This window comes from Arthrobacter cupressi (assembly GCF_900099975.1).
GTDB lineage: Bacteria > Actinomycetota > Actinomycetes > Actinomycetales > Micrococcaceae > Arthrobacter > Arthrobacter cupressi.
In genome coordinates, this window is sequence record NZ_FNEI01000010.1 from 134198 (window position 1) to 159923 (window position 25726).

Sequence of the window (25726 nt, forward strand, 5' to 3'; positions counted from 1 at the left end):
CATTGGGACGAAAACCTAGTTGGTGAGGCGCACTATGGTGGCGCCGAACGCGTCCACCGGGCCCAGCGAATAGCCGTCGGCCAAGGACACGTACCTGACGAAGCTGCCGATGATTCCACGGCAGTTTCCGGTGCAGGAGAGTGTTGAGGGAACATCGGGACTTGAGTTGCGGAAGGCATCCGGCGCGGTGCTGTTGCCGCTGAACTTCCACCCTGCCACCTTGAAGGCCGCGAAGGACACGAGGTGGTAGATGGCGCCGCTTCCGGTGCCTGTCACGGCGTCGAACACCGGCAACAGGACGATGACGTCGCGTCCTGCGGCAATATTGTCGGCCCACTTCTGCAGGGTAGCGGCGCAGTTTCCTGGCGAGCTGTTGCCCGGCGCACTACCGCCTTCACTGACCGCGAGGTCGATCGTCCCGCCGCAGACGCCGGGATCCTGGGTGATCCAGCCGAACCCCCCGGCCACTGCCGCTCCCGAAGGACCGTACAGGCAGCCGGGGTTGGCGCCGCTTCCGTGGTCCTGCAGCAGTTGCAGTGCTCCCCCGATGTAGCCCTGCACTTGGCAGATTGAATAGGCAAGCGGAAACGCGGTCCTGCCGGCATAGGCGCTGCCCCACTCGACTTTCGAGGTGGTTTCGACGTCGGCCGTAGAGATTCCGAGGACCCTGGCAAAGAAGAGCGAAACCCCGCCCTGGGAAGCGCTGGCCTGCTTGGAGCCACCGGTCACGGTCACCTTGCGGTTGACCAGATCCAGGTTGACCGACTTGACATTGCTCGCGCCGTCCACTGCGTTCTTGTTGACGAGGTCTGCAGCCATTTGGGATGCGGCCAGGCAGTTCGGGTCGGCAACACTTGCTGCGCATTTCTGCGCGACGGCAAGGGCTGCAGCATCGGTTCCGTTCTGCACCTGCGCCCGTTCGGAGTACAGCATCCCTGCATCAACAGCGAGGGCTGCGAACCCGAGGAGCACTACGAGCGACAGTGCGATCAGCACTGCGACTCCGCCGCGCTCGCCGTCCTCACCGCGGGGCATCAGCCGGCGCATACCATGACTCCTACGCCTTGCATCGGGAACGGGCCGGCGATCCCCGTGAGGGTGCTGAGGGTGTACTTAATGGTCACCGACATCTGGCCGCCGGAGGAACAGCTCGCCTGGCTGAAGGTGAAGTTGGCATCCGCGAGCTGCGGGCTCAGGGAAACGGCCGCGTTCTTGGCCGCCGTCCTGGCCGCAGTCTGGTCGTTGGAGATTGCCATGACCCGGACGCCCTCGCGGGCAGCATTGGTCAGGGACACCTGTGCGTTGTAGGCCCTGCCAAACTCCATGATTCCGAGAAGCAGGAGGACCAGGACGGGTGCCAGCAGTGCGAATTCGACTGCTACGGCGCCGCGCTCTGAGTTCCTGGTCATGGGGAACTGCCTTTCGTGCTGCATCGCTGCCTGCGTTTGAACAGAATTTCGGCTTGGGGGCGCCTTGATGGGGATGGTGCGGGTGGGTGGGGAACCGGCCCCACCCACCCGGATGTCTGCTTACTTCGAGCAGCTTCCGGCGACGGTGGACGTGGACGCCGTCCAGGCGCCGCCCTTGACACTGCAGGCAGTGCTGTTGAACGTCTCAACGAGGTTCCCGCCGAGCAAGGTCACAGCGACGATGATCACGACGGCGATAAGGGCGACCATGATGCCGTATTCAACGGCGGTGGCGCCTGTCTCTTCCCGCCGGGCGCGGGCGACGGACTTGACGATGGTGGAAAGCATTGCAGCTCCTTTAGTGAGATAGGCCGGGTCGTTCCGCTGAGCGGAGGGACCTACTACTTCGAGCAACTGCCCGCGACGGTGGACGTGGACGCGGTCCAGGTGCCGCCCTTGACGGAACATGCCGTGCTGTTGAACGTCTCCTTGAGGTTTCCGCCCAGCAGGGTAACGGCGACGATGATGACGACGGCAATGAGGGCAACCATGATGCCGTATTCGACGGCGGTGGCGCCGTTCTCGTCACGGCGGAGGCGGGATGCGGTGTTGGAGATGAGAGAAAGCATTGTTAACTCCTGAGCGAGTTTAGGGGGAAAGTGGGCTGGCCCAGCACCAGCTCGCAATCAACATAGCAACGCCCAACACCGCGTTGCGTGGTCCTTGGAACATCCTGTGGGAATGCTCGCCAAACTGCGCTTTTCCTGCGTTAATCCGGGGGAAATCCCGGGTCCGGAGGCTCTTCGTCCAGCCGGTCACGGATGCTTCACAGGGCCGTCGCCTGCCGTTCCGTTCAGCCCATTGCCGGCGCAACCCCACCCAGCGGCGCCAGCTGCCGGCGCGCCCAGCCCGCCAGCTTCCTGCCCTTGCCTTTCCACCAGTTGTCCTCGTCCGTGTCCTGGTGGAAGCGGAAGATGATGGCCACCATCACAAAGACGGCAAGGACCAGGTCCAGCCAGGAGCCGAGGATCACGTCGACCAGCACGCTGAAGGCCATAACGAAGATTGAGGGCACGGCCAGGGTCCGAAAGACCGTGCTGGCCACGTAGCGGCGGTGCGAGCTGGGTACGGACATCGCACGGACCATGTCGAAACACAGGCAGGCAACCACCATCGTCTGGCCCAAGGAAACCAGGAGCAGGCCGGGCAGGGACCCCGCGAACATGGCGGCGGTTTCCATTCCCGCGCTCACCGCGCACGCTCCGTCAGCGTCGGGCACGGAACTGCGCTGCACGGAATCGCGCGGCGCGAGCCGAGGACAACAGGATTGCAGAAACCACACATGCGGATGACCCCCCAGAGACCATGTACTGCATTTGAGACCAGCTACGTTCCATTGAATCCGCTGGCCCGAAGAGCCGTCACGAGTGGCAGGTACTCCACTTTGCCGCGTGTAATTCATCCAAGTAGTGCACCGTGTACTCAATTCGGTACGCGCGTGGGCAGCGCACTACTTGGTCCGGCCCTCCACAGCACCCGGCGCACCGGAAGCGGCCAGCAGCGAAATGTAGGACTCCAGCTGGGAACGCAGTTGCTCCGGGGAGTGGTGCGACGGCGAGAGGGTCGCCGTGATCTGCGCGCCAAGCACGAACGTCATGATTCCGCCAACCACGTCGTCGTCCTCCAGGCCGCCCTTCAGTTCGCCGGCGTCCCGGGCTTCGCGCAACCGGCCGAAGAGCTCCCGGCGCCACTGTTCCATGGACCTGTCGTGGAGGGCTGCCTTCTCCGGATCGGTCAGGGCGCGCTGCCAGTACGCGATTGCGATCCGGGCTTCGTTCAGCCGCTCCGCGTCGAGCGGAAGGATCTCATGGCAGAAGCTGCGCAGCGCGGCGAGGCCTTTCAGGCCGCCTGACACGGTTCCGATCCGTGCATTCGTCTGGTTGAAAACGTGGGCGAAGGCAAAGGAGAGGAGGTCGTCCTTGGTGGGGAAATAGGGTTTGAGCGCACCGTTGGCGAAGCCGGCTTCCGTGGCGATCTCGCGCATCGTGGCGCCCTCGATCCCCCGCCTGGCAATGATCCGCCACGTGGCCTCAACCAGCTCCACCCGGCGCCTGTCATGATCGACGATTTTCGGCACGCAGTCCCCGAATCTTTTTTCTACAACCGTTGTGACTCAGCTTACACGCTGCTATTGTCTACAGGCATAGAAAATAAACCGTCACTCCCAAGGGGCTTTCCATGAGCGCATCCGCCATTTCCGAAGCGGCCGAAACTACCGCCTACGCACCTGTCCGCGCCGGCGAAATCACCGCCGTCCGCGCCGCCCTGGGCGACGCCGGACTGTTCGATGAATCCGCGCGGGTGGCCTACCTCGGCCTCCTGGACCCGCCGCGCGGTGCCGCGGGCGAAGCAGAAGCAACACCCCGCCGTTTCCGGGTCTTCCTGCACAACATCGCCACTGGCACCGCCCGCGACGTGGTGGTCTCCCTCGGCGAAGGCGCGGCCGGCGCGGAAATCACCAGGAACATCGACCTGGACACCGCCGTCACCGGCGAACTGCCCGTCATCGAAGAGGAATTCGAACTGGTTGAGTCCGTCCTCGCCCGGGACGAACGCTGGCTCAAGGCCCTTGCGGACCGGAACCTCGACCCCGCCAAGGTACGGGTCGCTCCCCTTTCCGCCGGTGTCTTCGAATACCCCGAAGAGAAAGGCCGCCGCATCCTGCGCGGACTGGCCTTCGTCCAGGACTTCCCCGAGGACAACGCCTGGGCCCACCCGGTGGACGGGCTGGTCGCCTACGTCGACGTGGTAAACAAAACCGTGGACCAGGTCCTGGACTTCGGGGCAATGCCGGTCCCGGCCGAGCATGGCAACTACACCGACCCGGAACTGACCGGCGAACTGCGGACTACCCAGAAGCCCCTCCACATCACGCAGCCTGACGGTCCAAGCTTCAGCATCACGGGCGGCAACCGCATCGAGTGGGAGAAGTGGAGCATGGACGTGGGATTCGACGTCCGCGAGGGAGTCGTGCTGCACAATGTGGCGTTCGACGACGGCGGCCGCCGGCGCAGCATCCTCAAGCGGGCGTCCATCGCCGAAATGGTGGTCCCCTACGGCGACCCCTCCCCCGTGCGCTCCTGGCAGAACTACTTCGATACCGGCGAATACCTGGTGGGCCAGTACGCGAATTCGCTGGAACTGGGCTGTGACTGCCTCGGCGAGATCACCTACCTCAGCCCGGTGGTCAGCGACTCCTTCGGCAACCCCCGCGAAATCCGTAACGCCGTGTGCATCCACGAAGAGGACTGGAGCATCCTGTCCAAGCACAGCGACTTGTGGAGCGGGGTTAACTACACCCGCCGCAACCGCCGCCTGGTGGTCAGCTTCTTCACCACCATCGGCAACTACGACTACGGCTTCTACTGGTACCTCTACCTCGACGGCACCATCGAGTTCGAAGCCAAGGCCACTGGCGTCGTGTTCACCAGCGCCTTCCCCGAGGGCGGCTCGGACAACATCTCCCAACTGGCACCGGGCCTGGGCGCCCCCTACCACCAGCACCTCTTCAGCGCACGCCTGGACTTCGCCGTCGACGGCTTCAGCAACCGGGTGGAGGAAGAGGACGTGGTCCGGCAGGCGATGGGACCGGGCAACGAACGCGGCAACGCGTTCTCCCGCAAACGCACAGTGCTCACCAAGGAATCCGAGGGCGTCCGTGAAGGCGACGCACGCAACGGCCGCACCTGGATCATCTCCAACCCTGAATCCAGGAACCGGCTGGGCGAAGCCGTGGGGTACAAGCTGCACAGCGAAAACCAGCCCACCTTGCTGGCCGACCCCGGTTCCTCGATCGCCCGTCGCGCAGCCTTCGCCACAAAGGACCTCTGGGTGACCCGTTACGCCGAGGACGAGCTCTACCCCACCGGCGACTTCGTCAACCAGCACTCCGGCGGGGCGGGCCTGCCGTCCTACATCGCCCGGGACCGGGACATCGATGGGCAGGACATCGTGGTGTGGCACACCTTCGGCCTGACCCACTTCCCGCGCCCGGAGGACTGGCCGATCATGCCGGTGGACACGGTGGGCTTCAAGCTGCGTCCCGATGGGTTCTTCGACCGCAGCCCGGTGTTGGACGTTCCGGCGTCGAAGCTTGCCGGCGGCCACTGCCACAGCGGGCGCTGAGCCGGAAGCCACGGGAGATTCCCCATGCACGCGTTTCTCACGGCGGTCATGCTCGCCTGCTGCGCCGTCGGCATCCTGTGCCCCATGAGTGAAGGCACGCCGCGCGGCGGCGTCCTGCGGAACGGCTTTATTAGGAACTCCGGCCAGTGGGGGACCATGGCGGTGATGCTCGCGGCCATGGCGGACACTACGGTCGGGCCGGGGCTGCTTCCCGGGGTGCTGTGGGGGCTGATCCTGCTGTTGGCCGCACCGCTTCCGCTGGTCCTGCTGCGCAGGGAACGCCGCAACGGCATGGAACTGCACCGGGCCCTCTCCGTCCTGGGGATGTTCGCGCTCCTCGTCACCGGCCTCCAGCCGGCGGCGCAGGACGCGGCACCCCACGTCCACGCCCATGCCGGGACAGGCGGAATCACGCCCTTGCTGGCCGCGGCGCTCGCCGCCGCCGTGGCGGCTTACTCATTGGTGCTGGCCGTCCGGACGCTCCGGTCCCGCCGGCTGGCCCACCGGGTCGAGGCCTTCTCCGCGGCCGGAGCCCTCGGCGCCATGCTGCTGATGGCCGGGCTCTGACAGGCGAGGACGTTTGTTCGCCCGTCATCAACTGCCCTTCCCGGAGAGACAAGGCGCTCCCCGGCGGGACAGGCAAAACTCGACACAACGCCCCGCGGCCACGCCGGCCGCTGCGTACCAACTACTCGAAGTGGAGTGACACCTTGGAAAGCTACGACGCCCTCCTGGCCTCAATCACCCCGTCCACCGGCGAAACACGGAACATCCTGGACCCCGCCACCGGTGAGGTGGTCGGTCAGGCCCCCGTCCACACCGTCGAGGACCTGGAAGCCGCCATCGCCGCCGCGGCCGAGGCGCAGCCGGCCTGGGCGGCGCTGGGCCACGACGCCAGGTCCGCCGCGCTGCTGAGGGCCGCCGACGCCGTCGAACGCTCCGCAGAAGAGCTCGCCCGGTTGCTCTCCCGCGAGCAGGGCAAGCCGCTGAACGGGCCTAACGCCCGGTTCGAAGTCGGCGCCTGCGCCGCCTGGCTGCGCACCGCCGCCACGACCCCGCTCGAGCCTGAGACGGTGGTGGACGACGGCCAGACCCGCGCCGAACTGCACTACCGGCCCATCGGCGTCGTGGGCGCCATCGGGCCCTGGAACTGGCCCATGATGATCACCGTCTGGCAGATCGCCCCCGCCCTGCGGATGGGCAACACCGCCGTCGTCAAGCCCTCCAAGATGACCCCGCTCTCCGTCCTGGCCCTGATCAAGGTCCTCAATGAAGAACTGCCCGAAGGCATCCTGCACGTGGTCTCCGGCGACCGGCACGTCGGCGCCCGCCTCGCCGAGCACGCCGCCATCGGCAAGGTGATGTTCACCGGCTCCACCGCCGCCGGCCGCGAAATCATCCGCTCCTCCGCCGACACCATCAAACGCCTCACCCTGGAACTCGGCGGCAACGACGCCGGCATCGTCCTGCCCGATGCCGACCCCAAGGCGATCGCACAGGACCTGTTCTGGGGCGCGTTCATCAACACCGGCCAGACCTGCGCGGCGTTGAAGCGTCTCTACGTGCACGACTCCATCTACGACGCCGTCTGCGACGAGCTCACCGCGGTCGCCCAAGCGATGCCCATGGGCGTGGGCCTGGACGAGAACAACGTCCTGGGCCCGCTGCAGAACAAGGCCCAGTACGACGTCGTCGCGTCCCTGGTCGAAGCAGCCCGAGACTCCGGCGCCAGAGTCCTGACCGGCGGCAACCCCGATCCGGAGCAGCCCGGCTACTTCTACCCCACCACCCTCGTGGCCGACATTAGCAACGACAACCCGCTCGTGGCCGAGGAACAGTTCGGCCCCGCCCTGCCGATCATCCGCTACAGCTCCGTGAACGAAGCCGTCGCCATGGCGAACGCGCTCGACGTCGGACTGGGCGCCTCGGTCTGGTCCCCCGACCTCACCGCAGCCCGCGACGTCGCCGCCCGCCTCCAGGCCGGCACCGTATGGATCAACAAGCACGGCGCCGTGGACCCCCGCGTCCCCTTCGGCGGCGCCAAGCAATCGGGCTACGGACTCGAGTTCGGCGTCGAAGGCCTCAAGCACCTCGGCGTCCCCCAGGTGATCAACGGCTGAACTAACGGCTGGGACGCAAGGAGGGCACCACCGGAGCAATTCCGGTGGTGCCCTCCTGCGTTGCACCGGTCAGCTTGTACGGCTCAGACCGCCACTTCGAGGTTGCCGTCCACGATCCTCGTGGCAAAGCAGTCCAGGCGGAGTCCGGGGGTGGTGAAGCATTCGCCGGTCTGCAGGTCGTAGACCTCCTTGTGCAGCGGGGAGGCGATGGTGGGACGGCCGCCACGGGAGCCGGTGATGCCGCGGGCCATGACGTTGGACAGCGTGGCGGGGTCCTGCTGCGCCACGGCGTAGACCTCGCCGGACTCCAGGCGGAACAGCGCGAGCTGCCTGCCGTCCACCAGGGCGGCTTCGCCCCAGGCGAATTCCAGCTCCTCGACGGCGCAGACGCGGTGCCACGCGCCGGCCTGCTCTTCAACCTGACGTTCGATGCTTTCAAGACCAATGGCCATGTTCAACCCCTATCGCTTGGCCCGCCGGGCGGCGGCTCCGATGCCGCCACCGGACAGGCAGTGTGCAGCCAGACAACAACGGTAGGTGCGGGATGTTTCGGCCGGATGCGGCCCATGTGTCGGCCCCGTAAAGGAGTACTCACAGGGGCTTGAAAGCCGTGGTGATGCAGAAGTTAAGCCCCCGAAACAATCGGGAAACTGACGCGAAACTGCCCGTCCATAAGCTGCTGCAAGGAGTCGTAGAGGACGTTCTGCGGCGCACGTGAAAGGGTGCCGATGAACGCACACACCACCAGCCCCAATGCCCCGCGCCGGATTGTCGTTGCCGGCGGCGGCCCCGCCGCACACCGCTTCGCGGACGCCATGCATACGCGCGGCCTCGATGGATGGCAGGTCACGGTGCTGACCGAAGAGGCCCACCTGCCCTACGACCGCGTGGCGCTGAGCAAGGCACTGACCGACATGGAGTATGACCTCACCCTGGGCGAAGCGGCCATGTGGGATCACGAGGCACTGGACCTGCGCACGGGCGAACGGGTGGTCAAGATCGACCCGGACGCCAGGACCGTGGAAACTGCAGCCGGCAACACCTATGGCTACGACGCCCTCGTGGTTGCCACCGGATCGAACGCGGCCCGCCTGCCCATTCCGGGCGCCGAGCACACGCACGTCTACCGGACCCTTGAGGACGTGTGGGCCATCAACGGCGCCATTACCGCGCTCCGTGAAAAGCTCGGCCGCGAAGTCACCGCAGTGACCATCGGAGGCGGCCTCCTGGGCCTGGAAGCCGCAGCAGGGACCGAGCAACTGGGCGCCACCCCCGTGGTGATCGACGGCGCGAACTGGCTGATGGCCACCCAGCTCGATGAAGGGGCCGGCCAGGCGCTCGGCCGCCTCATCAAGGAAAAGGGATTCGAGATCCACGGCGGGGTCTTCCCCTCCGAGGTCCTTTCCGACGACGACGGCCAGGTCACCGGTGTCCTGATGGCCGACGGCCGGACCATCGCGGCGGACATCGTCATCGTCGCCATCGGCGTGCGTCCCCGCGACGAGCTGTTCAGGGCGGCCGACGGCGAGGAGCAGCTCTTCTCGCTCGGTCCCCGCGGCGGTGTGGTCATCGATGAGGGCTGTCAGACCGAGATTCCCGGCATCTACGCCATCGGTGAGGTGGCCAACTTCGGCGGCATGTGCCTGGGTCTGGTGGCCCCGGCCAACACGATGGCCGAGATCGTGGCGGACCGCCTGCACGGCGGACAGGCGACCTTCCCCGGCTTTGACACCGCCACCAAGCTCAAGCTCTCCGGCGTGGACGTGGCCAGCTTCGGCGACGCCTTCGCCGAGACCGAGCACGCCCTGGAAATCGTCTACGCCGACCCCGCCCGCGGCGTCTACCAGAAAATCGTCACCACCGATGATGCGAAGACCCTGCTGGGCGGCATCTTCGTGGGCGACGCCACCCCGTACATGAGCCTGCGCCCGCTGCTGGGCCGTGAACTTCCGGCCGAACCCGGTGCGTTCCTCAGCGCGGCCGGCGGCGGCGAGGCCCCGGAAACCGAACTGCCCGACGACGCGATCCTGTGCTCCTGCAACAACGTCGCCGCGGGCTCCATCCGCGATGCCATCAACGGCTGCGGCTCCTGCGAGGGCAACGCCCCCGTCCAGGACCTGGGCGAACTGAAGAGCTGCTCCCGGGCCGGAACCCAGTGCGGCTCCTGCGTGCCGATGCTCAAGAAGCTGCTCGAAGGCGAACTGAAGAAGTCCGGCGTCGAGGTTTCCAAGGCCCTGTGCGAGCACATCAGCCTCTCCCGCCAGGAACTGTTCGAAACCATCCGCATCCTGGAACTGACCTCCTTCGAAGAAATCATGGCCAAATACGGCACCGGCGCCGGCTGCGACATCTGCAAACCCACCATCGCGTCGATTCTCGCGTCGCAGCATTCGGCGTATGTGCTGGATGCGGGACGGGGAACGCTGCAGGACACCAACGACCGCGCCCTGGCCAACATGCAGAAGGACGGCACTTACTCGGTGGTTCCCCGGATCGCGGGCGGGGAAATCACGCCGGACGGGCTGGCCGTGATTGCCGCGGTGGCCAAGAAGTACGGCCTGTACACGAAGATCACCGGCGGGCAGCGGATCGACATGTTCGGCGCCCGGCTCGAACAGCTCCCGGAAATCTGGAAGGAACTGGTGGACGCCGGCTTCGAGTCCGGCCAGGCCTACGGCAAGAGCCTGCGCACCGTGAAATCCTGCGTCGGCTCCACCTGGTGCCGTTACGGCGTCCAGGACTCCGTGGCCATGGCCATCAACCTGGAACTGCGCTACCGCGGCCTGCGCAGCCCGCACAAGCTCAAAATGGGCGTGTCCGGCTGCGCCCGCGAATGCGCCGAAGCCCGCGGCAAGGACGTGGGCGTGATCGCAACCGCAGACGGCTGGAACCTCTACGTCGGAGGCAACGGCGGCGCCACCCCCGCCCACGCGCAGCTCCTGGCCAAGGACCTGGACGATGACACCCTCATCAAGTACATCGACCGCTACTTCATGTACTACATCCGCACCGCCGACCGCCTCCAGCGAACCGCCCGCTGGCAGGAAGAACTCGAGGGCGGCCTGGAGCACGTCCGCCAGGTCGTGGTAGAGGATTCCCTGGGCATCGCCGACGAACTTGAGGCCGCCATGGCCAAGCACATCGGGACATACCGGGACGAGTGGGCCGAAACCCTGAAGGACCCGGAGCGCCTGCGCCGCTTCCGGTCCTTCGTCAACGCCCCCGACCAGAAGGACGACTCCATCACTTTCGTCCCGGAACGCGGCCAAATCCGCCCGGCCACCAACGAGGAAAAGGGCAAGGTGCTGATCGGCGCCACCATCCCCGTCCGCGGCGACGCCGGCTGACACGGGAGCTGCCTCAGCAGACCAGGCGGGCGGCCGCCGTCGTACTTCACGACGGCGGCCGCCCCCTTTTTGCCGCGCGTCAGGGGCCGCGTTGCCCGCCAGGGTTCACGGCCAGGGTCCGCCGGGTTAGGGTTGCGCTGAGGTGCATCCGCCCGGCCAGTGTGGAGGAATTCATGAACAAGGTCACATGCGATCTCACCGTTTCCCTGGACGGCTTCCTCGCCGGCCCGGACCAAAGCCTCTCCGAGCCACTGGGCAAGGGCGGAGAGAGCCTGCACCGCTGGATGTTCGAGGAGCCCGAAGCCAATGCAGAAGCGATCCAAGGGATCCTTTCCGCCGGCGCCTACATCATGGGCCGCAACATGTTCGCCGGCCCGGGGCCGATCGCGTGGGCCGCGGACTGGCGCGGCTGGTGGGGCGAAGAGCCTCCTTACCATGCCCCGGTCTTCGTCCTCACCCACCATCCCCGCCCGCCCCTGGAAATGGGCGGCGGCACGACGTTCCATTTCGTGGCCGATGGAGTCGGCTCCGCCCTGGCGCAGGCGCGGGCGGCAGCCGGCGAGCGGGACGTCGCCGTCGCGGGCGGCGCGGACACGGCCCGGCAGTTCCTGTCAGCCGGATTGATCGACGAACTGCGGCTCCACATCTCCCCGCTCATCCTGGGCGGAGGCACCCGGCTGCTGGACGGCGTCGGGAACCTCACGCTGGAACCCACTGAGGTGAGCGGCACGGGCCTGGTCACGCACGTGCGCTACCGCGTGGTCCGCTAGGGCGGAACGACTCAGGTCCGGCCGCCCGGCGGACCGTCCAGGACCGTTGGAATGTACTCGAGCAGCTGGAGCCGACCGTCGAAAGTCCGGCTTCCCACCATCTCCAGGGCGACGTCCGGGTAGCCGTCGTAGATCCGTTCCCGACCGGTGCTACCGGTGATCACGGGGAACACGACGAGCCTGAACCTGTCCACGAGTCCTGCCTTCAACAGGGAGCGGGCAAGGCTGAGACTCCCGAGGGTGGTCAGGGGCCCTTTCCCTTCCTGCTTCATCTGCCGCACGGCCTCAACCGCGTCGCCGCCGACCAACTGCGAATTCGGCCAGCTCAGCGGGGCTTTGAGCGTGGACGAGAAGATGACTTTCGGAACCGCGTCAAGGCCGGTCAGCGCGGCCCCCTCGTCTTCCGAGAATCCGGAGTCCTGCTCCGTGGCTTCCCCGGACATGCTGGACATCACGCGGTAGGTGTTCGCCCCCATCAGGAAGGTGTAGCCCTTTTCGCCTTCCTCCCCCAGCCAGGCCAGGTATTCGGGGCCCTCCAAGCCCCACCACCCGGGCCAGCCCTCGGCGGAGGCGTAGCCGTCCAGAGAAATGATCAGGTCCACCATCAGGGACGTTGCGGGGTCGGCGGTGGTTTCTCCCATGACAGTCTCCTCGTTGAGCTCGACGCCGGTGCGGGGCAATGCTAACCCCGGCCATGGCAGGCTACAAGGGCCGTGCTGCTCAGCCCTGGGAGGGAAGGCCCGTGATTTCCGACGCTTTTTCTTCCGCTGCGGCCACGGCGTAGGACGCCGAAACCCGGCGATATGCGGGGGTCAGGAAAGCCAGCAGCGCCGTGAGGATCATGATGACTCCGGCGATGAGGAAGACCAGGGCAATGCCCCGCGAAGTGCCCTCACCCAGCAGCGGCGCCAGTTGGGCGGCCCCCTCGCCGGAGCGCGCGTATGGGATGATCCAGAACTGTGCGATCGGAGCGATGAGGAACGCGGTGACCGGCGCTGCCGCGGATTCGACCGCCATCGCGAAGCCGAACACCCGGCCCTGCCGGTTTAGCGGCACCACCTGCTGGATGACTGTCTGCTCGGCGGCCTCCACCACGGGCACCAGGACCAGGTAAAGCCAGATCCCCGCTACGTACAGCCAGGCCCATTCACGCACCGTGAACACCGCGCCGAGGATTCCCATCAGGACCACGGCAAGCAGCATCGACCGCAGCGGGTTCTTCCCCAGGCCGAATTTGCCCACGAGGGCTCCGCCCACAATGAAGCCGGTGGATCCAAGCGCAAAGAACGTCCCCCACAGCTCGACGGGGAACATCTCCAGGCCGTAGGGGTCCATCAGCGCCATGTAGACGCCCCCGATGAAGTTGTTGAACGTGGAAAAGAGGATCAACGCGAACAAGCCTGCGATTGCCAGGACCGCTGCGATGGAGCCGCGCAGGTCGAACGTTCCCTGCGCGTCCGTTGTGGCCACCTGTACTTCCTCGGGCATCCGCAGCACGAGCAGATGGGCAAAGGCCAGGGCGGTGAGCACTACCGCGACAACCACGGTCCACCCCATGCCCAGCAGCCCGACCGACAGCCCGGATAGCACCGAGGTGACGATGAAGGCCAGCCCTTGGACCATGCCCACCATTCCGTTGGCGTTCGCCCGTTTCTCCGGGTCGATGAGGATGGTCACGGTGGTGGAAAGGGCGACGTTGCGCATGTTTTCCACCACGGCACCCACAAGAATGATGAGGGTGAAGACCCAAAACCACGGCTGCGTCAGGTCCAACAGCCCGGCGGCCGGCGTCACCAGGAAGATTCCCCCGGCCAGCAGGAACATCACCAACGTGAAGATTGCGGCGAAGCGCATCACGGCAAGTTTCCGGTAGCGGTCCACGAAGGTACCGAAACTGATGCTGGACAGAGCGATCAACAGCATGTAGGCGCCGCCGATCACACCGGTGGCGATAACGTTCCGGGTTTCCAGGTACACCCAGAACGTGAGGGCGAACCACAAGTAGCTTGTGGTGATGTTTGCCAGGGCCGTGTTGACCAAGATCCCGGCAAAGGTCCGCGAGCGCTGTTCCGGACTGCGCGTGGAGGTGACGAGGCTCTCCTGCTCGGTCATGCGTCCCAGTCTAGTGACGGGTCACCGCTGCGCCAGTGTCCGCAGCGTTTCAGGGGGGCTTTTGGGAAGGCCCCCCAGCCGATCCATACTGGCCATCGGGTGCCGAAGAAAGCGAGTTCAGGGATGCAGGACGTGGTGGTGGTCGGGTGCGGGCCGACGGGGATGATGCTGGCCGGTGAGCTGAAACTGGCGGGGGCGGACGTGGTCGTCCTCGAACGGCGCGAATCCCAGGAGCTGGCGGGCCCGCGCGGCGGCGGTATCCATGCCCGGACCATCGAGCTGCTTGACCAGCGCGGAATCGCCGGGCCCTTCCTCGGGGAAGGCAGGACGATCAACGCCGCCACGTTCGGCGGCACCGCACTGGACCTTGGCGGGCTGCCTACGCGGCACCCGTACACGCTCGCGCTGTTCCAGAACGACATCGAGCGGCTGCTGCTCCGCTGGACCGCGGAGCTGGGCGTGCCGGTGCGGCGCGGCGTGGAGGTCACCGGCGTCGTGAGCGACGACGGCGGCGTCGACGTCCAGCTCGCATCCGGCGGATCGGTGCAGGGCCAGTACGTGGTGGGGGCCGACGGCGGCCGCAGCGCGGTGCGGCGGGCAGCCGGCATCGGCTTCAGCGGCCCGGACGCGACGCGGAGCAGCCTGATCGCCGAGGTGCGGGTGACCGGGGAGCTGACGCCGTCCGGAAAGATCGACGAGCGCGGCGTGCACGGGCTGCACCCGCTGGGCGACGGCATGGTGCGGGTCGTGTTGACCGAAGCCGAGCTGGGACCGAACACCGAGCCCACGCTTGAAGAGCTGCGGCGGGGTCTGACCGAAGTGTTCGGCACGGACTTCGGAGTGCACAGCCCCGCCTGGCTGTCGAGATTCACGGACGCCACGCGGCAGGCGGAGTCCTACCGTAAGGACCGCGTGCTGCTGGCCGGTGACGCGGCGCACGTGCACTCCCCCACCGGCGGGCTCGGCATCGGCCTCGGCATCCAGGACGCCGTCAACCTTGGCTGGAAGCTCGGGCAGGTGGTGCGCGGCGTCTCGGGCGAGGAGCTGCTCGACAGCTACGACGCCGAACGCCGTCCCGCCGGGGCGCGTGCGCTGAAATACACCATGGCGCAGTCATTGTTCCAGAAGGCCGACCCGCGGCAGGAGGCGCTGCGGGATTTGCTCGACGAGGTGCTGGTCCTCGACGACGCGGCCGCCCTGGTGGCTGCCCTGGTCACCGGTCTCGACGTGGCGTACAAGGTCGGTGCCCAGGGGCCCGGGGCCGGGCACCCACTGCCGGGGCGACGCATGCCGGACCTCGACGTCGTCACCGCAGACGGCCCCGTACGCGTGTTCGAGCTGCTGCACCAGGCCCGGCCGGTGCTGCTCGAACTCGGCGGTCCGGGCCTGGACACCGGTGCCTGGGCCGGGAGGGTGCGGCACGTCACCGCGGATTACGACGGCGGGTGGCGGCTTCCGGTGCTGGGTGAAGTGGCAGCCCCCACGGCCGTCCTGATACGTCCCGACGGCTATGTTGCGTGGGTCGGTGAAGGCTCGGCTGAAGGCCTCAGCGGGGCGCTGGCCACCTGGTGCGGCGCAGCGGACACCTAGCCTCCGGCCGGCATGCGGCACCTGCCGCCGCTTCCACCGTCCACCCCTTTCTCCCTCCCCCGCATAGGGCCATCATGGACAAAGGGGAGGAAGAGGCTCGTCCAATGTCACAGCGGGAGCGCATCACCGGGGATTCGGCAACGACGTCGGCATTCAAGCGGCGCTTCATGCGGAGGCTGGTGTTCGTCCTCGCGGGCGGCATGTTCCTGGACGGGTACATCCTCGGGATCGTCGGCCCTGTCACCGGCAGCCTGACCGCCGATCTGGGCCTGTCCACGCTCTGGGAAGGTTTGATCGCGGCCGCGCCCCTCTTCGGCATCTTCTTCGGCTCCCCGGCAGGCGGGTGGGCCGCCGACAGGTTCGGCCGCAAGCCGCTGTTCATGGTGGACATGGGCTTGTTCGTGGTCGCGTCGGGCCTGCAGTTCTTCGTTGACTCGCCCGAGCTGCTCTTCGTGGTGCGGCTGATGATGGGTTTGGCCATCGGCATGGAATACTCGGTGGGCTGGCCGCTGATGTCCGAGTTCGCGCCCGCCGAGCTCCGCGGGCGCCTGCTGGGCGTGACCCTGATCGCCTGGTACACCGGGTTCATGGTCGCGTTCGCGCTGGGCTACTGGCTGGCCCACTCAACCACCCTTGGCTGGCGCGTCATCCTCGGCACGAGCACGCTGCTCGCGGTGGTCCTGTTCGTGGCCCGGTTCGGGCTCCCCGAGTCGCCCCGGTGGTTGTGGAACCAAGGCCGGAAGGACGAGGCCATGGCCGTGGCGCACCGGTACATGGCGCACGCGGCCGAGATGTCCGACGTCGAACATGAAGACACCGAAAAGGGAACCTTCAAGATGCTGTTCTCCCGCCGCTACTGGCGGGCGACGCTCTTCGTCTCGATGTTCTGGTTCTGCGCCGTGGCACCCTACTTCGCCATCGCCACCTTCGCGGACAGCGTGCTCGGGCAGTACGGACTCGGCGGCGGACTCGCCGGCGGCGTAGGCCTCTCGGCCGTGGCCCTGTCGGCAGTGATCCTCACCGTCCTGCTGATAGACAAGGTCGGCCGGCGCGTGCTGACCGTGCCACCGCAGTGGATCTGCACCGTTCTCCTCGCCGTCATCGGCCTGTGGGCGGGCGCGCCGCCCGCCGCCGTGCTGACGCTGTTCCTCGCGTTTTCCTTCTTCAACGCGATGGTCGGCACCCTCACCGGGGTGTACCCCGGCGAGGTCTTCCCCACGGAGGTCCGCTGCGTTGGCACGGGCTTCGCTGCCGCCGTCAGCCGCATCGGTGCCGGGCTGGGCACCTTCCTGCTGCCGTGGGCGATGGTCAATCTCGGCCCGGCAACGTCGATGCTGATCGCCGCCGGGATCGCTTTCGTCGGCGCCGCGCTGTCCCAGTGGCTGGCCCCCGAAACGAAGGGCAAGAGCCTCACCGAGGCGGCTGCGGGGTTCTCGCACTAATCCCTGGGCCGTAGGCTAACCCTGGTCCCCGAGTCCGGCCTGGTCCATCAGTTCCGTCAGCCACGGGCGGTGGTCCCGGTGGAAGGCGATTCCGTCGGGCAGCCCTTGCACGGTGGGCTCCGACGCCGTGATGTCGATCGTGATCCGGCCGCTTCCCATGGGCGCGTTGGTGATGTGCAGGTCGCCGTACGACTCGGGCAGCGCCGGATCCATCCAGAAGCCGCCGCGGGAAATGTGGGCGTCGTACCTCATCAGGCTGGTGATCAGCATGATCGGCGTGGTGGCCGCCCAGGCCTGTGGAGAGCATGCCGTCGGATATGGCACGGGCTCGGCTACCTGGTCACGGCTGAAGCCGCAGAAAAGTTCCGGAAGGCGGCCGTCGGTGTGTTCGGCAGCCTCGAAGAGGGCGGTGGCGATGCGCTGCGCCTCCTTCACGAAGCCGTAGCGCAGAAGGCCGACGGCGATGACCGCGTTGTCATGCGGCCAGACCGACCCGTTGTGGTAGCTTGCGGGGTTGTAGGCACCCATGTCGCTCGCGAGGGTCCGCACGCCCCAGCCGCTGAACATTTCCGGGGACATCAGGCGTTCAGCCACGGACGGAATCTTGTCTTCGTCGACGATTCCGTGCCACAGGCACTGGCCCATATTGGACGCGCACGCGTCCACCTGCCGCTTCTTTCCGTCCAACGCGATCGCGTAATACCCGCGGTCAGGCATCCAGAACGCCTCGTTGAACCGCTTCTTCAGCTCCGCCGCTTCGGCGGTGAGTTGCGCCGCCAAAGCGGTGTCTCCGCCGTCGTACGCCATCCATGCGCGGGACAACAGCGCCGAGTACACCAGGGCCTGGACCTCACAAAGCGCGATCGGCGGTTCGGCCAGGCGGCCGTCCGCGAAGTTGATCCCGTCCCAGGAATCCTTCCACCCCTGGTTGATGAGGCCCTGGTCGTTGAGGCGCTCGTACTCGACGAAGCCGTCGCCGTCTTTGTCCCCGTAATTCCGAACCCAATCCAGCGCGCGGTCGGCGTGCGGCAGCAGCGCAGTGATGGTGTCCTTCGCAAAACCCCACCGGCTGACTGAACCGAGGGTCATCACGAACTGCGGGGTGGCGTCGACGCTTCCGTAGTAGACGGACTTGCCGCCGAGCGAGAGCCCGGTGGAGACGCCGAGCCTGACCTCGTGCAGGATCTTCCCGGGCTCTTCCTCGCTCATGGGATCCACCACTTTTCCTTGGCGGTCCGCCAGGGTCTGCAGCGTGCCCAAGGCCAGGGACGGGTCCACCGGCAGTGCCATTTCCGACGCCCAGAGCGAGTCCCTGCCGAAGAGCGTCATGAACCACGGTGCGCCCGCGGCCACCACGATCCGCTCGGGATGGGCGGGATCCTCGATGCGGAGCGCTCCCAGATCGTCGTAGCTGCGCCGCAGCGTCCGTTCGATGGACCGGTTGCCCATGTGCAGTTTCGGAATCTTCGCCACCCATTCCTGCCGGCGGCGGTCGCTCGGGGAAGTTTCACCGCCGGACTGCCGCACGAACGACGACGGTGCGGCACCGTCGCTGGCGGGCACCACGCTCAGCCGGGTACTCCAGCGGCCCCGCGGCGGGACGGCCACCCGGTAGCGCAGGGCCTCCGCGGTGACATCGGCACCGCTGGCCCTGACGACGACGCCCTTCCGCACGTCCCGCCACGCGGCCCTGATGGCCAGCGAGTCGCCGTCGGGCATCCGGGATTCCTCCCACTGCCGCTGGACCCGGGCTTCCTTGACCTCGAAGAGGTCCGCGAAGTCCGCTTCCACGTTGAGGGTGATCTCGCATTCGGTTTCCTCGGTGGAGTAGTTCCGGATGGTGACCTCCTCGAGGATCCCGGCGCCGACTTCGCGGACACGCTCAACGATGAGGGGGCTGTCCGCGTACCCGTCCGATCGCGGCACCCGGCCGATGAACAGGGCCCGGTAAGGCTCGGTCGTCGAGGCGGTCAGCGATTCCAGGGACTGGCCGTTGATCAACAGGTTCCAGCGCGACAGGATGCGGGTGTCGTCGTGGAACACGCCATGCGGATGGTCCGGTTGGATGTCTCCGTTCGACTGGGAGATGCAGAAGGACGAGCCCTCTACCAACGTCACTGTCCCTGGCCCCACGGGGCCTGCAGCGGTGTCTGCATTCCATCCAGCCATGCCCCGTCTCCTTCGCAGTTCAGGAACCGGCAGGGCGCTCCGGGGCCAAACACCGGCAGCCGCCCTTGCCTTGTTGGATAGACGCTACGCCTGTGTCCCGTCCGGCGACAGGCACTTGCGGGCCGCCGGGACTTTGGGCCCTGTCGGGAGGTCCGCTGTCACTCCTAGGATCGCCTCATGGGTGACAAGGACTTAGCACCGGAAGCAGAAGAACTCGACGCCGAGGAGTGCTGGCGGCTGCTCCGCGAAACCACGGTGGGGCGGCTGGGGGTCACCGCTGGTGGCCGGCCGGACATCTTCCCCGTGAACTACAGGGTGGAAGACAATACCCTCGTCTTCCTCACGGCAGCGGGCACCAAGACCCGTGCGCTCGAGGACGATGCCGCAGTGGCCCTGGAGGCTGACGCGGTCAGTGCCGAATTCGGCATGGCGTGGAGCGTCGTCGTCAAGGGGCAGGCCCTGGCCGCAACCGCGACGAATCAGTCCCTGGACGCAATGAGCCGGGCCTTGTTTCCCTGGCAGGGGGCCGGCAAGGACCGCCTGTTCCGGATCGCCCCGGATTCCGTGACCGGCCGGCGGTATGCCGTCACGCCGGACATTCGCTGGAAGGCCGGGATCGACGACGCGACCCGGGCAGGCATGGAGTAAGCCCATGGGTGACGCACCGAACAACGGCAAAATCGACTTCGAGGGCTGCTATCAGCTGCTTGCCGGGGCAGTTGTCGGCAGGCTCGCACTCATCGTGGACGGACACCCGGAAATCTTCCCGGTGAACTTCGTTCTTGAACGCAGGAGCATCGCTTTCCGTACTGCGTTCGGCACCAAGCTGTGGGAATCCATGAAGGAAGTGCCTGCGGCGTTCGAAATCGATGGCTACGACCCCGCCACCGAAGAAGCCTGGAGCGTCACCGCGCGCGGCGGCACGTCCTTGATCGAAGACCCGGATGAACGATCCGCCGTGGACGCGCTCGGCCTGGAGCCTTGGCAACCCGGGGAAAAGTCACACTACGTGCGGCTTTCGCCGAGGGTGCTGACCGGGCGGCGGTTCAAAGTCAAGGCGCCCGACGTTTGGACCACCCGGCTCAACGACGAGCGCCGGAAGTCCTTCGAATAGCCTTCCCGTTGTTCACCCGCAGAACCGCTGCCCCGGTGACTCTGTCCTCCGCAAGGTCCATCAGCGCCTCGTTGGCTTCCTCGAAGGGGTAGGCGACGGTCTTCGGACGCAAAGGTACCCGCGCCGCCACCTCCATGAGTTCCTCACCGTCCTGCCGTGTGTTGGCCGTGACGCTGCGCAACTGCCGTTCCTGGAACAGGTCCTCTGAATAGTTCAGGGAAGGGATGGCGCTCAAGTGGATCCCGGCGACGGCCAGGGTGCCGCCCCTGTCCAGGGCCCGCATTGCAACGGGCACCAGTTCGCCCGCCGGCGCGAACAGGATCGCCGAGTCCAGGGCCTCCGGCGGCCGGTCCCGGACATCCCCGGCGAAAACGGCCCCCAGTTCCAGCGCCAGCCGGCGAGCGCTCTCCGAACGGGTCATCACGTAGACCTCGGCTCCCTCGGAGACCGCAATCTGGGCAGCCAGGTGGGCAGAGGCTCCGAAACCATAGATTCCAAGCCGTCCACCGCCCGGGAGCGCAGACCGCCGCAATGCCCGGTATCCGATGATCCCGGAGCATAGGAGGGGTGCGGCCTCTTCGTCGCTGAAGGCGTCAGGAAGCGGGTAGACGAACTCCTCGCGGGCGACCATGAGCTCCGCGTAACCGCCGTCGAAGTCCCAGCCGGTGAACCGCTGCGCAAGGCACAGGTTTTCCCGGCCGCCGAGGCAGAACCTGCATGTACCGCATGCAGAGCCCAGCCAGGCCGCGCCTACCCTGTCACCGGGCCTGAACCTTGAAGAGCCTTCCCCGAGGCCGGCCACTTCGGCCACCACTTCGTGGCCCGGTATGACTCCGGCCGTTTTCGGTTGAAGGTCGCCTTCGGCCAGGTGCAGGTCCGTCCTGCACACCCCGCAGACCTTGACGGCCAGGAGGAGTTCGCCCGGGCCGGGGACCGGGTCGGGGCGTTGCCCGCCTTTAAGCCGGTGTCCGCGGACCGGGCCCGGATCTTCTACCCACCATGCGCGCACGGGGTCCTCCTCTGCCGGGGGAATGACGGAACATCCTCCCACCACCCAGAATCACTGTGCCTTCGGGGCGCCAACAGGGCCGAAAGTCCTCTTCGGTGGCGCAAGGCGGGCCGGAAAGCCGGCCACCGCCCGTGACTTTCGGCCCTGTCATCGGGACACGGGCGGGCCGATCCTTGAAGCAAGCCCGCAGGCGGACCGTCCAGGTCCCGCCCGGCAGCGTTCCAAGAGCAGGAGGATGCAATGGCCCTGACTGACCATGAGCGACACCAGTTGGAATTGCTCGCCGAACAACTCATGCAGCAGGATCCCCGCCTGGCCGCCAAGCTCTCGGCCGGCGCGGACGGGACCGGCGAGGCCACGCATCCCGCCCGCAGGGCCGCCGGGGGCTTCACCTTGTTTGTCGGGCTCTTCGCTTTCATGGCGGGCATCGCCACGCAGGTCACCGGGCTCGGCTTCCTGGGGTTCGCCATCATGGCAACCGGCGCCTACTTCGTTTTTGAGCACACCCGGCTGCGGATCAGCTTCCGGCATGCCACAGCCCCGGATCCCGACGGCGGCGGAGCCCCGGCTTCCGGGTGAGCCTTTTCGACTGCGCTCCCATCCCACCCATACGAAGGAAGACCCCATGGAACGCGTCATTGACAAGGTTGCACCGGTCACCGGCGCGGCCCGCGGCACCGGCGTCAACCTGACGGGCACCTTCAACGGCATCAAGGCGACCATTCCTGCGCTGAAAAAATCCCGGCGTCAGACAGACCTCTCATAGGAACAGACCAGGAGGAACACCATGGACAAGGATTCGGGACCCCGGATCGTGGTAGGCGTGGACGGCTCTGATGCATCCGTCGAGGCACTCCGGCAGGCACAGAAGCTCGCCGGGCCCCTCGGCGCCAGCCTCGAAGCCACGGCTTTCTGGGACTACCCCCAGATGTATGCGGGCTACGTTGCGATGGGTATCGATCAGTTCGAGACTGCGGCAGGGAACATCCTGGACGAGGCGGTGGGGAAGGCGTTCGGTGCCGATCCTCCGGACAACGTGGTGACCCGGCTGGTCCAGGGCCATCCCCGGAACATGCTCATCGAGGCGAGCAAGGATGCAGACATGATCGTTGTGGGCCGGCGCGGCCATGGAGGTTTCGGCGGGCTGCTCCTTGGTTCCGTCAGCTCGGCGCTGGCGGCCCATGCCCACTGCCCCGTGCTCGTCGTCCATGCTCCGGAAGCGGGCTGAGGTTCGTGGGACGGATCCTTGTGGGCTTCGACGGCTCGCCCGCGTCCGCGACAGCGGTCCGCTGGGCCGCCCGCCAGGCATTGCTGCGCAAGGCCGACCTCGCCGTGATCCACTGCTCCATGTGGCCGGCAGTCACCCACGACCTTGCCCCGGTTCCAGGGATCGCGGACAGCGGCCTGCGGCACGCCGCGGAGGCGGTCCTGGCCGAAGGCGCTGTCATCGCCCGGGATGAATCCCCCGACGTGGCCGTGAGTACGGTGTTGAAATACGGCTGGCCGGCTGTGCTCTTGCGGGATGCCTCGGCCGGCGCGGACATGCTCGTTGTGGGCAGCCGGGGCATTGGCGGATTCATGGGCCTGCTGGTCGGCTCGGTGAGCCTCGAACTGGCGGCCACCGCGGACTGTCCCGTTGCCGTCATCCGGGAGACGGAGCACCCCGGCGGGGCTGTCGTCGTCGGCATTGATGCCCTGCGATTCGGTTCTGCGCCGGCCAGCAAGCGGCTGTGGGAAGAGGTGGCCCGCCAAGCCTGCGTCCTTGCGACGCTTACGGAATCGCCGCTGCAGATCGTGTATGTACAGCCCAGGCATGGTGTGTGGCACCGTTCCACGGCGCCGACCGGGCCGCATCGTCCGGAGGACCTCCTCGAGGACATCGCCCGGACCGTCCGGAGGTGGTCACCGGCGCTCGAGGTTTCGACCCGGATCCTCGCCGGGACCTCGGCTGCCGGAACCTTGCTGGAGGCCTCCCGCGCCGCCGGCACGGTCGTGGTCGGAACACACGGCCATGGTGTGGTCCGTGCCAGTGTCGGGTCCACCGCACACGCGGTACTCCATCATGCCCAGTGCCCTGTCCTGGTTGTGCGGCCTGCCGGCGCGGCAGCAGGCGACTGAGCCGCCCGGGCACCCGGAGGACGCACAACCGGCGGGTCAGCCTTTCACCGGCGCACCCTGGTGATGATTGTCGGGCACGGCAGTTGGGAAAGCACCGCGTGGGCGGTAGAGCCCATCAGCAGGCGTTTGAATGCCCCCTTGCCCCGGCTGCCTAGAACCAGCAACCGGGCGTTGCCCGCGGCCTCCGTCAGCGCTTGCGCAGGATTCCGGTCGACAGCAAGGACCTGATGGACTACGAGGTCGGGGTAGTCCGCTGCCAGTCCGGCGGCGGTTTCGGACAGGATGACCCGTTCCTCGTCCGCGGCACGTTCGGCCAGTTCGCTGCCGGGCATGCCTTTCGGCACGCGGAAGAGGGGGTTTCCGAAGGCGTGCAGGATCGTCAGGTCCTGGCCGTCACGGTCTGCCTCGGCCGCCGCGAAGGCTACCGCCTGGGTGGCTTCCTCCGAACCATCCGCCCCCACGAGGATGCCCCGCCGCCCGTCGTCGCCGGCTTTCCTTCCAATCACCGCCACCGGGCAGTGTGCGACGGCGGCAATTTGCAAGGCCCTGTCAGTCACCGCGGCCCCGAACCAGGATTCCCCGGCACCTACCACCACCATCGAGGCCTTGCGGGATTGCTTCCGCAGTACGTACCCGGCGCTTCCGGAAACCAGCTTGGCCTCGAGGTCGACGGAAGGTTCCGCCTCGACGGCCCGTGCCCTGGCCTTCTCAAGCAGCTCGGTCCCGTACTTCCTGACCGCGTCGATGAGGGCGTAGTTCTCGTAGGACCAGCGGTCGTCCACGGCGTGGATCAGGATCACCGGCAGCTGCAACACCGCCGCTCTGCGCATGGCCCAGGACACGGCGGCCTGGCTTGCCTCGGTGTCGTTGACGCCGACGACAATTGGATTCTTCATGGTGTTTCCCGTTCCTCGTCAAGGGACTTCGTCGACATCGACGGCCTGGTATCCCGCGGTGGGCGGGACACCAGGCCGTGATCTAGTGGGCCGTCGTCATGTGGTGGTGACGGTATTCCTCGGTGCTCGGCCTGATCGCAAGTGCGGTTACAAGCAAGGCGGCGGCGCCCGGAATCCAGGCGCTCCATGCGGCTCCGGTCTGCGAGGTGAAGCCCCCCACCCACGGAGCCAGCAGGAGCACCAGCGCAAGGACGGCCTGGCCCCATTCGGCGGCCGGCATCCCCGGCCAGGCAAGGTTGATGGCGCCGGCCACGATGAGCAGGGCGCCAAGGGTGACCAGGTAGGCCGTCGAGAATCCGGACTGCTCGGTCCACAGCACGGACAGCGCCGCGTAGGCCCCGGCAGCAACAACGGTCCAGTCTTGCCAGCGTGTCCATCTCTTCATGTGATTCCAACTCCTTCGTGTTTTCTCGGTTGTGGGTACCCCGTCACGGCTGCTTCCGGGGCGGGATCGGTGAGCCTTGACGGGCGATGGTCTTTTCGCGTTGAGCGTTTCGCCACGGTTCGTCTCCTCGCCTGATCCCAGCGTGAACGGAAGGCCGGCGGCGAACCAGTGCCAAAGGTCACGGGACCTGCCCGGGCCCTTCGGCCCTTGTAGGTGTCGGAGCGGGCAGGAAACAATGTCAGAACGGGGTAACAGAGCCCGCACAACGCCGTCGAAGCCGTGCCGTGACAGGAGAACCATGGACCGTCAACCAGCGCCACATCCCGCGTCCGGCGAACCGATCACGGTGTTTATCCTTGACGACCACGAACTGGTCCGGCGGGGCCTCAAAGAGCTTCTGGAGGGCGAAGGATTTGCCGTGATCGGCATGTCCGGCTCCGCCGTGGAAGCGGCCCGCCGCATCCCTGCACTGCGCCCGGACGTTTCAGTCCTTGACGCCCGCCTGCCGGACGGCACCGGCATCGAGGTATGCCGCGACGTTCGCTCAGTGGATCCCTCCCTCGTATGCCTCATCCTGACCAGTTACGACGACGAACAGGCGCTCCGTAGCGCGGTCCTGGCCGGGGCGGCCGGCTACGTCCTGAAAGAGATCGGTGGTTCCGACCTGCTTGGCGCGCTCCGCACGGCCGCACAGGGCGAGTCGCTGTTTGATGCCGGGTTGAAAGCCAAGGTTGTGCAAGGATTCACCGAGCCACAACGCGTGGATCCGCGGGTGGCTGCCCTCACCCCGCAGGAACGCAGGGTCCTCGAACTCGTCGGAGAGGGGCTGACGAACCGCCAGATTGGCGAAGAGATGTTGTTGGCCGAAAAGACAGTCAAGAACTACGTGTCATCCATGCTGGCAAAGCTGGGCTTCGAGCGGCGCACGCAAGCGGCAGTGTTCCTGGCGCAGGGGCCGCAAAGCGGTTCTGTTCCCCGCCACTGAGGCCCGTCTGCAGCC

Annotated in this window: 27 protein-coding genes; 14 read left to right on the plus strand and 13 right to left on the minus strand. The window is 66.9% G+C overall.

Annotated features, from left to right (window positions below; all coding sequences use genetic code 11):
- Positions 1–15: 15 nt before the first annotated feature.
- From BLP88_RS12800 to BLP88_RS12825, 6 genes are all read right to left on the minus strand, one after another.
- The gene (locus BLP88_RS12800; protein ID WP_074589717.1) at positions 16–1047 is read right to left on the minus strand and encodes a pilus assembly protein TadG-related protein; all 1032 of its coding nucleotides are present in this window, start codon (positions 1045–1047) and stop codon (positions 16–18) included.
- The gene (locus BLP88_RS12805; protein ID WP_074589796.1) at positions 1035–1409 is read right to left on the minus strand and encodes a TadE/TadG family type IV pilus assembly protein; all 375 of its coding nucleotides are present in this window, start codon (positions 1407–1409) and stop codon (positions 1035–1037) included. Before BLP88_RS12805 ends, BLP88_RS12800 begins: the two co-directional genes overlap by 13 nt.
- Before the next feature lie 120 nt (positions 1410–1529).
- Positions 1530–1757, minus strand: coding sequence for a Flp family type IVb pilin (locus BLP88_RS12810; protein ID WP_074589719.1), 228 nt, complete (start codon positions 1755–1757; stop codon positions 1530–1532).
- Between the two features lie 53 nt (positions 1758–1810).
- A complete protein-coding gene (locus BLP88_RS12815; protein WP_074589720.1) occupies positions 1811–2038 on the minus strand; it encodes a Flp family type IVb pilin in 228 nt (75 codons plus the stop codon).
- Between the two features lie 224 nt (positions 2039–2262).
- Positions 2263–2661: a hypothetical protein gene (locus tag BLP88_RS12820; protein WP_308807338.1), complete on the minus strand. Its 399-nt coding sequence runs from the start codon at positions 2659–2661 to the stop codon at positions 2263–2265.
- A gap of 258 nt (positions 2662–2919) precedes the next feature.
- Positions 2920–3546, minus strand: coding sequence for a TetR/AcrR family transcriptional regulator (locus BLP88_RS12825; RefSeq protein ID WP_074589724.1), 627 nt, complete (start codon positions 3544–3546; stop codon positions 2920–2922).
- Positions 3547–3647: 101 nt separating this feature from the next.
- On the opposite strand from BLP88_RS12825, the gene BLP88_RS12830 reads away from it, so the two are divergent.
- The 3 genes from BLP88_RS12830 to BLP88_RS12840 all read left to right on the plus strand — a co-directional run bounded on the left by BLP88_RS12830 (position 3648) and on the right by BLP88_RS12840 (position 7714).
- Entirely contained in the window at positions 3648–5594 is a 1947-nt protein-coding gene (locus BLP88_RS12830; protein ID WP_074589726.1) for a primary-amine oxidase, read from the plus strand.
- A 24-nt stretch (positions 5595–5618) separates the two neighbouring features.
- The gene (locus tag BLP88_RS12835; protein ID WP_074589728.1) at positions 5619–6161 is read left to right on the plus strand and encodes a hypothetical protein; all 543 of its coding nucleotides are present in this window, start codon (positions 5619–5621) and stop codon (positions 6159–6161) included.
- 143 nt (positions 6162–6304) lie between these two features.
- Positions 6305–7714, plus strand: coding sequence for an aldehyde dehydrogenase family protein (locus tag BLP88_RS12840; protein ID WP_074589730.1), 1410 nt, complete (start codon positions 6305–6307; stop codon positions 7712–7714).
- Between the two features lie 83 nt (positions 7715–7797).
- Here BLP88_RS12840 and nirD read toward each other — a convergent pair whose 3' ends face one another.
- Positions 7798–8166 carry a nitrite reductase small subunit NirD gene (gene nirD, locus BLP88_RS12845; protein WP_074589731.1) on the minus strand — a complete coding sequence of 123 codons (369 nt, stop codon included), beginning with the start codon at positions 8164–8166 and terminating at the stop codon, positions 7798–7800.
- Between the two features lie 276 nt (positions 8167–8442).
- Here nirD and nirB point away from each other — a divergent pair, with 276 nt between their 5' ends.
- Both nirB and BLP88_RS12855 read left to right on the plus strand, forming a co-directional pair.
- The gene (gene nirB / locus BLP88_RS12850; RefSeq protein ID WP_074589798.1) at positions 8443–11061 is read left to right on the plus strand and encodes a nitrite reductase large subunit NirB; all 2619 of its coding nucleotides are present in this window, start codon (positions 8443–8445) and stop codon (positions 11059–11061) included.
- 173 nt (positions 11062–11234) lie between these two features.
- On the plus strand, positions 11235–11831 hold the full coding sequence (locus BLP88_RS12855) for a dihydrofolate reductase family protein (protein WP_074589733.1): 597 nt from the start codon (positions 11235–11237) through the stop codon (positions 11829–11831).
- Between the two features lie 11 nt (positions 11832–11842).
- Here the strand turns inward: BLP88_RS12855 and BLP88_RS12860 are convergent, their stop codons facing one another.
- Entirely contained in the window at positions 11843–12472 is a 630-nt protein-coding gene (locus tag BLP88_RS12860) for a dihydrofolate reductase family protein (protein ID WP_074589735.1), read from the minus strand.
- Between the two features lie 79 nt (positions 12473–12551).
- On the minus strand, positions 12552–13943 hold the full coding sequence (locus tag BLP88_RS12865) for an MFS transporter (RefSeq protein WP_074589737.1): 1392 nt from the start codon (positions 13941–13943) through the stop codon (positions 12552–12554).
- Positions 13944–14042: 99 nt separating this feature from the next.
- Here BLP88_RS12865 and BLP88_RS12870 point away from each other — a divergent pair, with 99 nt between their 5' ends.
- Positions 14043–15533 (plus strand): FAD-dependent monooxygenase, encoded by a 1491-nt coding sequence (locus BLP88_RS12870; protein WP_245679859.1) that lies wholly within the window; start codon positions 14043–14045, stop codon positions 15531–15533.
- 104 nt (positions 15534–15637) lie between these two features.
- Complete coding sequence (locus tag BLP88_RS12875) at positions 15638–16975, plus strand: MFS transporter (RefSeq protein ID WP_074589741.1); 1338 nt, start codon at positions 15638–15640, stop codon at positions 16973–16975.
- Between the two features lie 15 nt (positions 16976–16990).
- Here the strand turns inward: BLP88_RS12875 and BLP88_RS12880 are convergent, their stop codons facing one another.
- A complete protein-coding gene (locus BLP88_RS12880) occupies positions 16991–19144 on the minus strand; it encodes an amylo-alpha-1,6-glucosidase (RefSeq protein ID WP_074589743.1) in 2154 nt (717 codons plus the stop codon).
- A gap of 177 nt (positions 19145–19321) precedes the next feature.
- Here BLP88_RS12880 and BLP88_RS12885 point away from each other — a divergent pair, with 177 nt between their 5' ends.
- Both BLP88_RS12885 and BLP88_RS12890 read left to right on the plus strand, forming a co-directional pair.
- Positions 19322–19792: a pyridoxamine 5'-phosphate oxidase family protein gene (locus BLP88_RS12885; protein WP_074589745.1), complete on the plus strand. Its 471-nt coding sequence runs from the start codon at positions 19322–19324 to the stop codon at positions 19790–19792.
- Positions 19793–19796: 4 nt separating this feature from the next.
- The gene (locus BLP88_RS12890; protein ID WP_074589746.1) at positions 19797–20258 is read left to right on the plus strand and encodes a pyridoxamine 5'-phosphate oxidase family protein; all 462 of its coding nucleotides are present in this window, start codon (positions 19797–19799) and stop codon (positions 20256–20258) included.
- On the opposite strand, the gene BLP88_RS12895 is transcribed toward BLP88_RS12890, so the two are convergent.
- Positions 20227–21267, minus strand: a complete 1041-nt coding sequence (locus tag BLP88_RS12895; protein WP_074589748.1) for a zinc-dependent alcohol dehydrogenase family protein — start codon at positions 21265–21267, stop codon at positions 20227–20229. The two genes, BLP88_RS12890 and BLP88_RS12895, sit on opposite strands and share 32 nt — an antisense overlap.
- Positions 21268–21507: 240 nt before the next feature.
- Here BLP88_RS12895 and BLP88_RS12900 point away from each other — a divergent pair, with 240 nt between their 5' ends.
- Genes BLP88_RS12900 through BLP88_RS12910 form a run of 4 tightly spaced genes read left to right on the plus strand, consistent with a single transcriptional unit; the run spans position 21508 to position 23385 of the window.
- On the plus strand, positions 21508–21846 hold the full coding sequence (locus tag BLP88_RS12900; RefSeq protein WP_074589750.1) for a DUF3040 domain-containing protein: 339 nt from the start codon (positions 21508–21510) through the stop codon (positions 21844–21846).
- A gap of 46 nt (positions 21847–21892) precedes the next feature.
- Positions 21893–22033 (plus strand): hypothetical protein, encoded by a 141-nt coding sequence (locus BLP88_RS18985; protein ID WP_175453550.1) that lies wholly within the window; start codon positions 21893–21895, stop codon positions 22031–22033.
- Between the two features lie 21 nt (positions 22034–22054).
- Entirely contained in the window at positions 22055–22495 is a 441-nt protein-coding gene (locus BLP88_RS12905) for a universal stress protein (RefSeq protein ID WP_074589752.1), read from the plus strand.
- Between the two features lie 5 nt (positions 22496–22500).
- Complete coding sequence (locus BLP88_RS12910; protein WP_139163385.1) at positions 22501–23385, plus strand: universal stress protein; 885 nt, start codon at positions 22501–22503, stop codon at positions 23383–23385.
- A gap of 44 nt (positions 23386–23429) precedes the next feature.
- Here BLP88_RS12910 and BLP88_RS12915 read toward each other — a convergent pair whose 3' ends face one another.
- Complete coding sequence (locus BLP88_RS12915; RefSeq protein WP_074589755.1) at positions 23430–24281, minus strand: universal stress protein; 852 nt, start codon at positions 24279–24281, stop codon at positions 23430–23432.
- 82 nt (positions 24282–24363) lie between these two features.
- Positions 24364–24726 carry an SPW repeat domain-containing protein gene (locus BLP88_RS12920; RefSeq protein ID WP_074589756.1) on the minus strand — a complete coding sequence of 121 codons (363 nt, stop codon included), beginning with the start codon at positions 24724–24726 and terminating at the stop codon, positions 24364–24366.
- A 298-nt stretch (positions 24727–25024) separates the two neighbouring features.
- Between BLP88_RS12920 and BLP88_RS12925 the strand changes: the two genes are divergently transcribed.
- A complete protein-coding gene (locus BLP88_RS12925) occupies positions 25025–25711 on the plus strand; it encodes a response regulator (RefSeq protein ID WP_074589758.1) in 687 nt (228 codons plus the stop codon).
- Positions 25712–25726 lie beyond the last annotated feature (15 nt).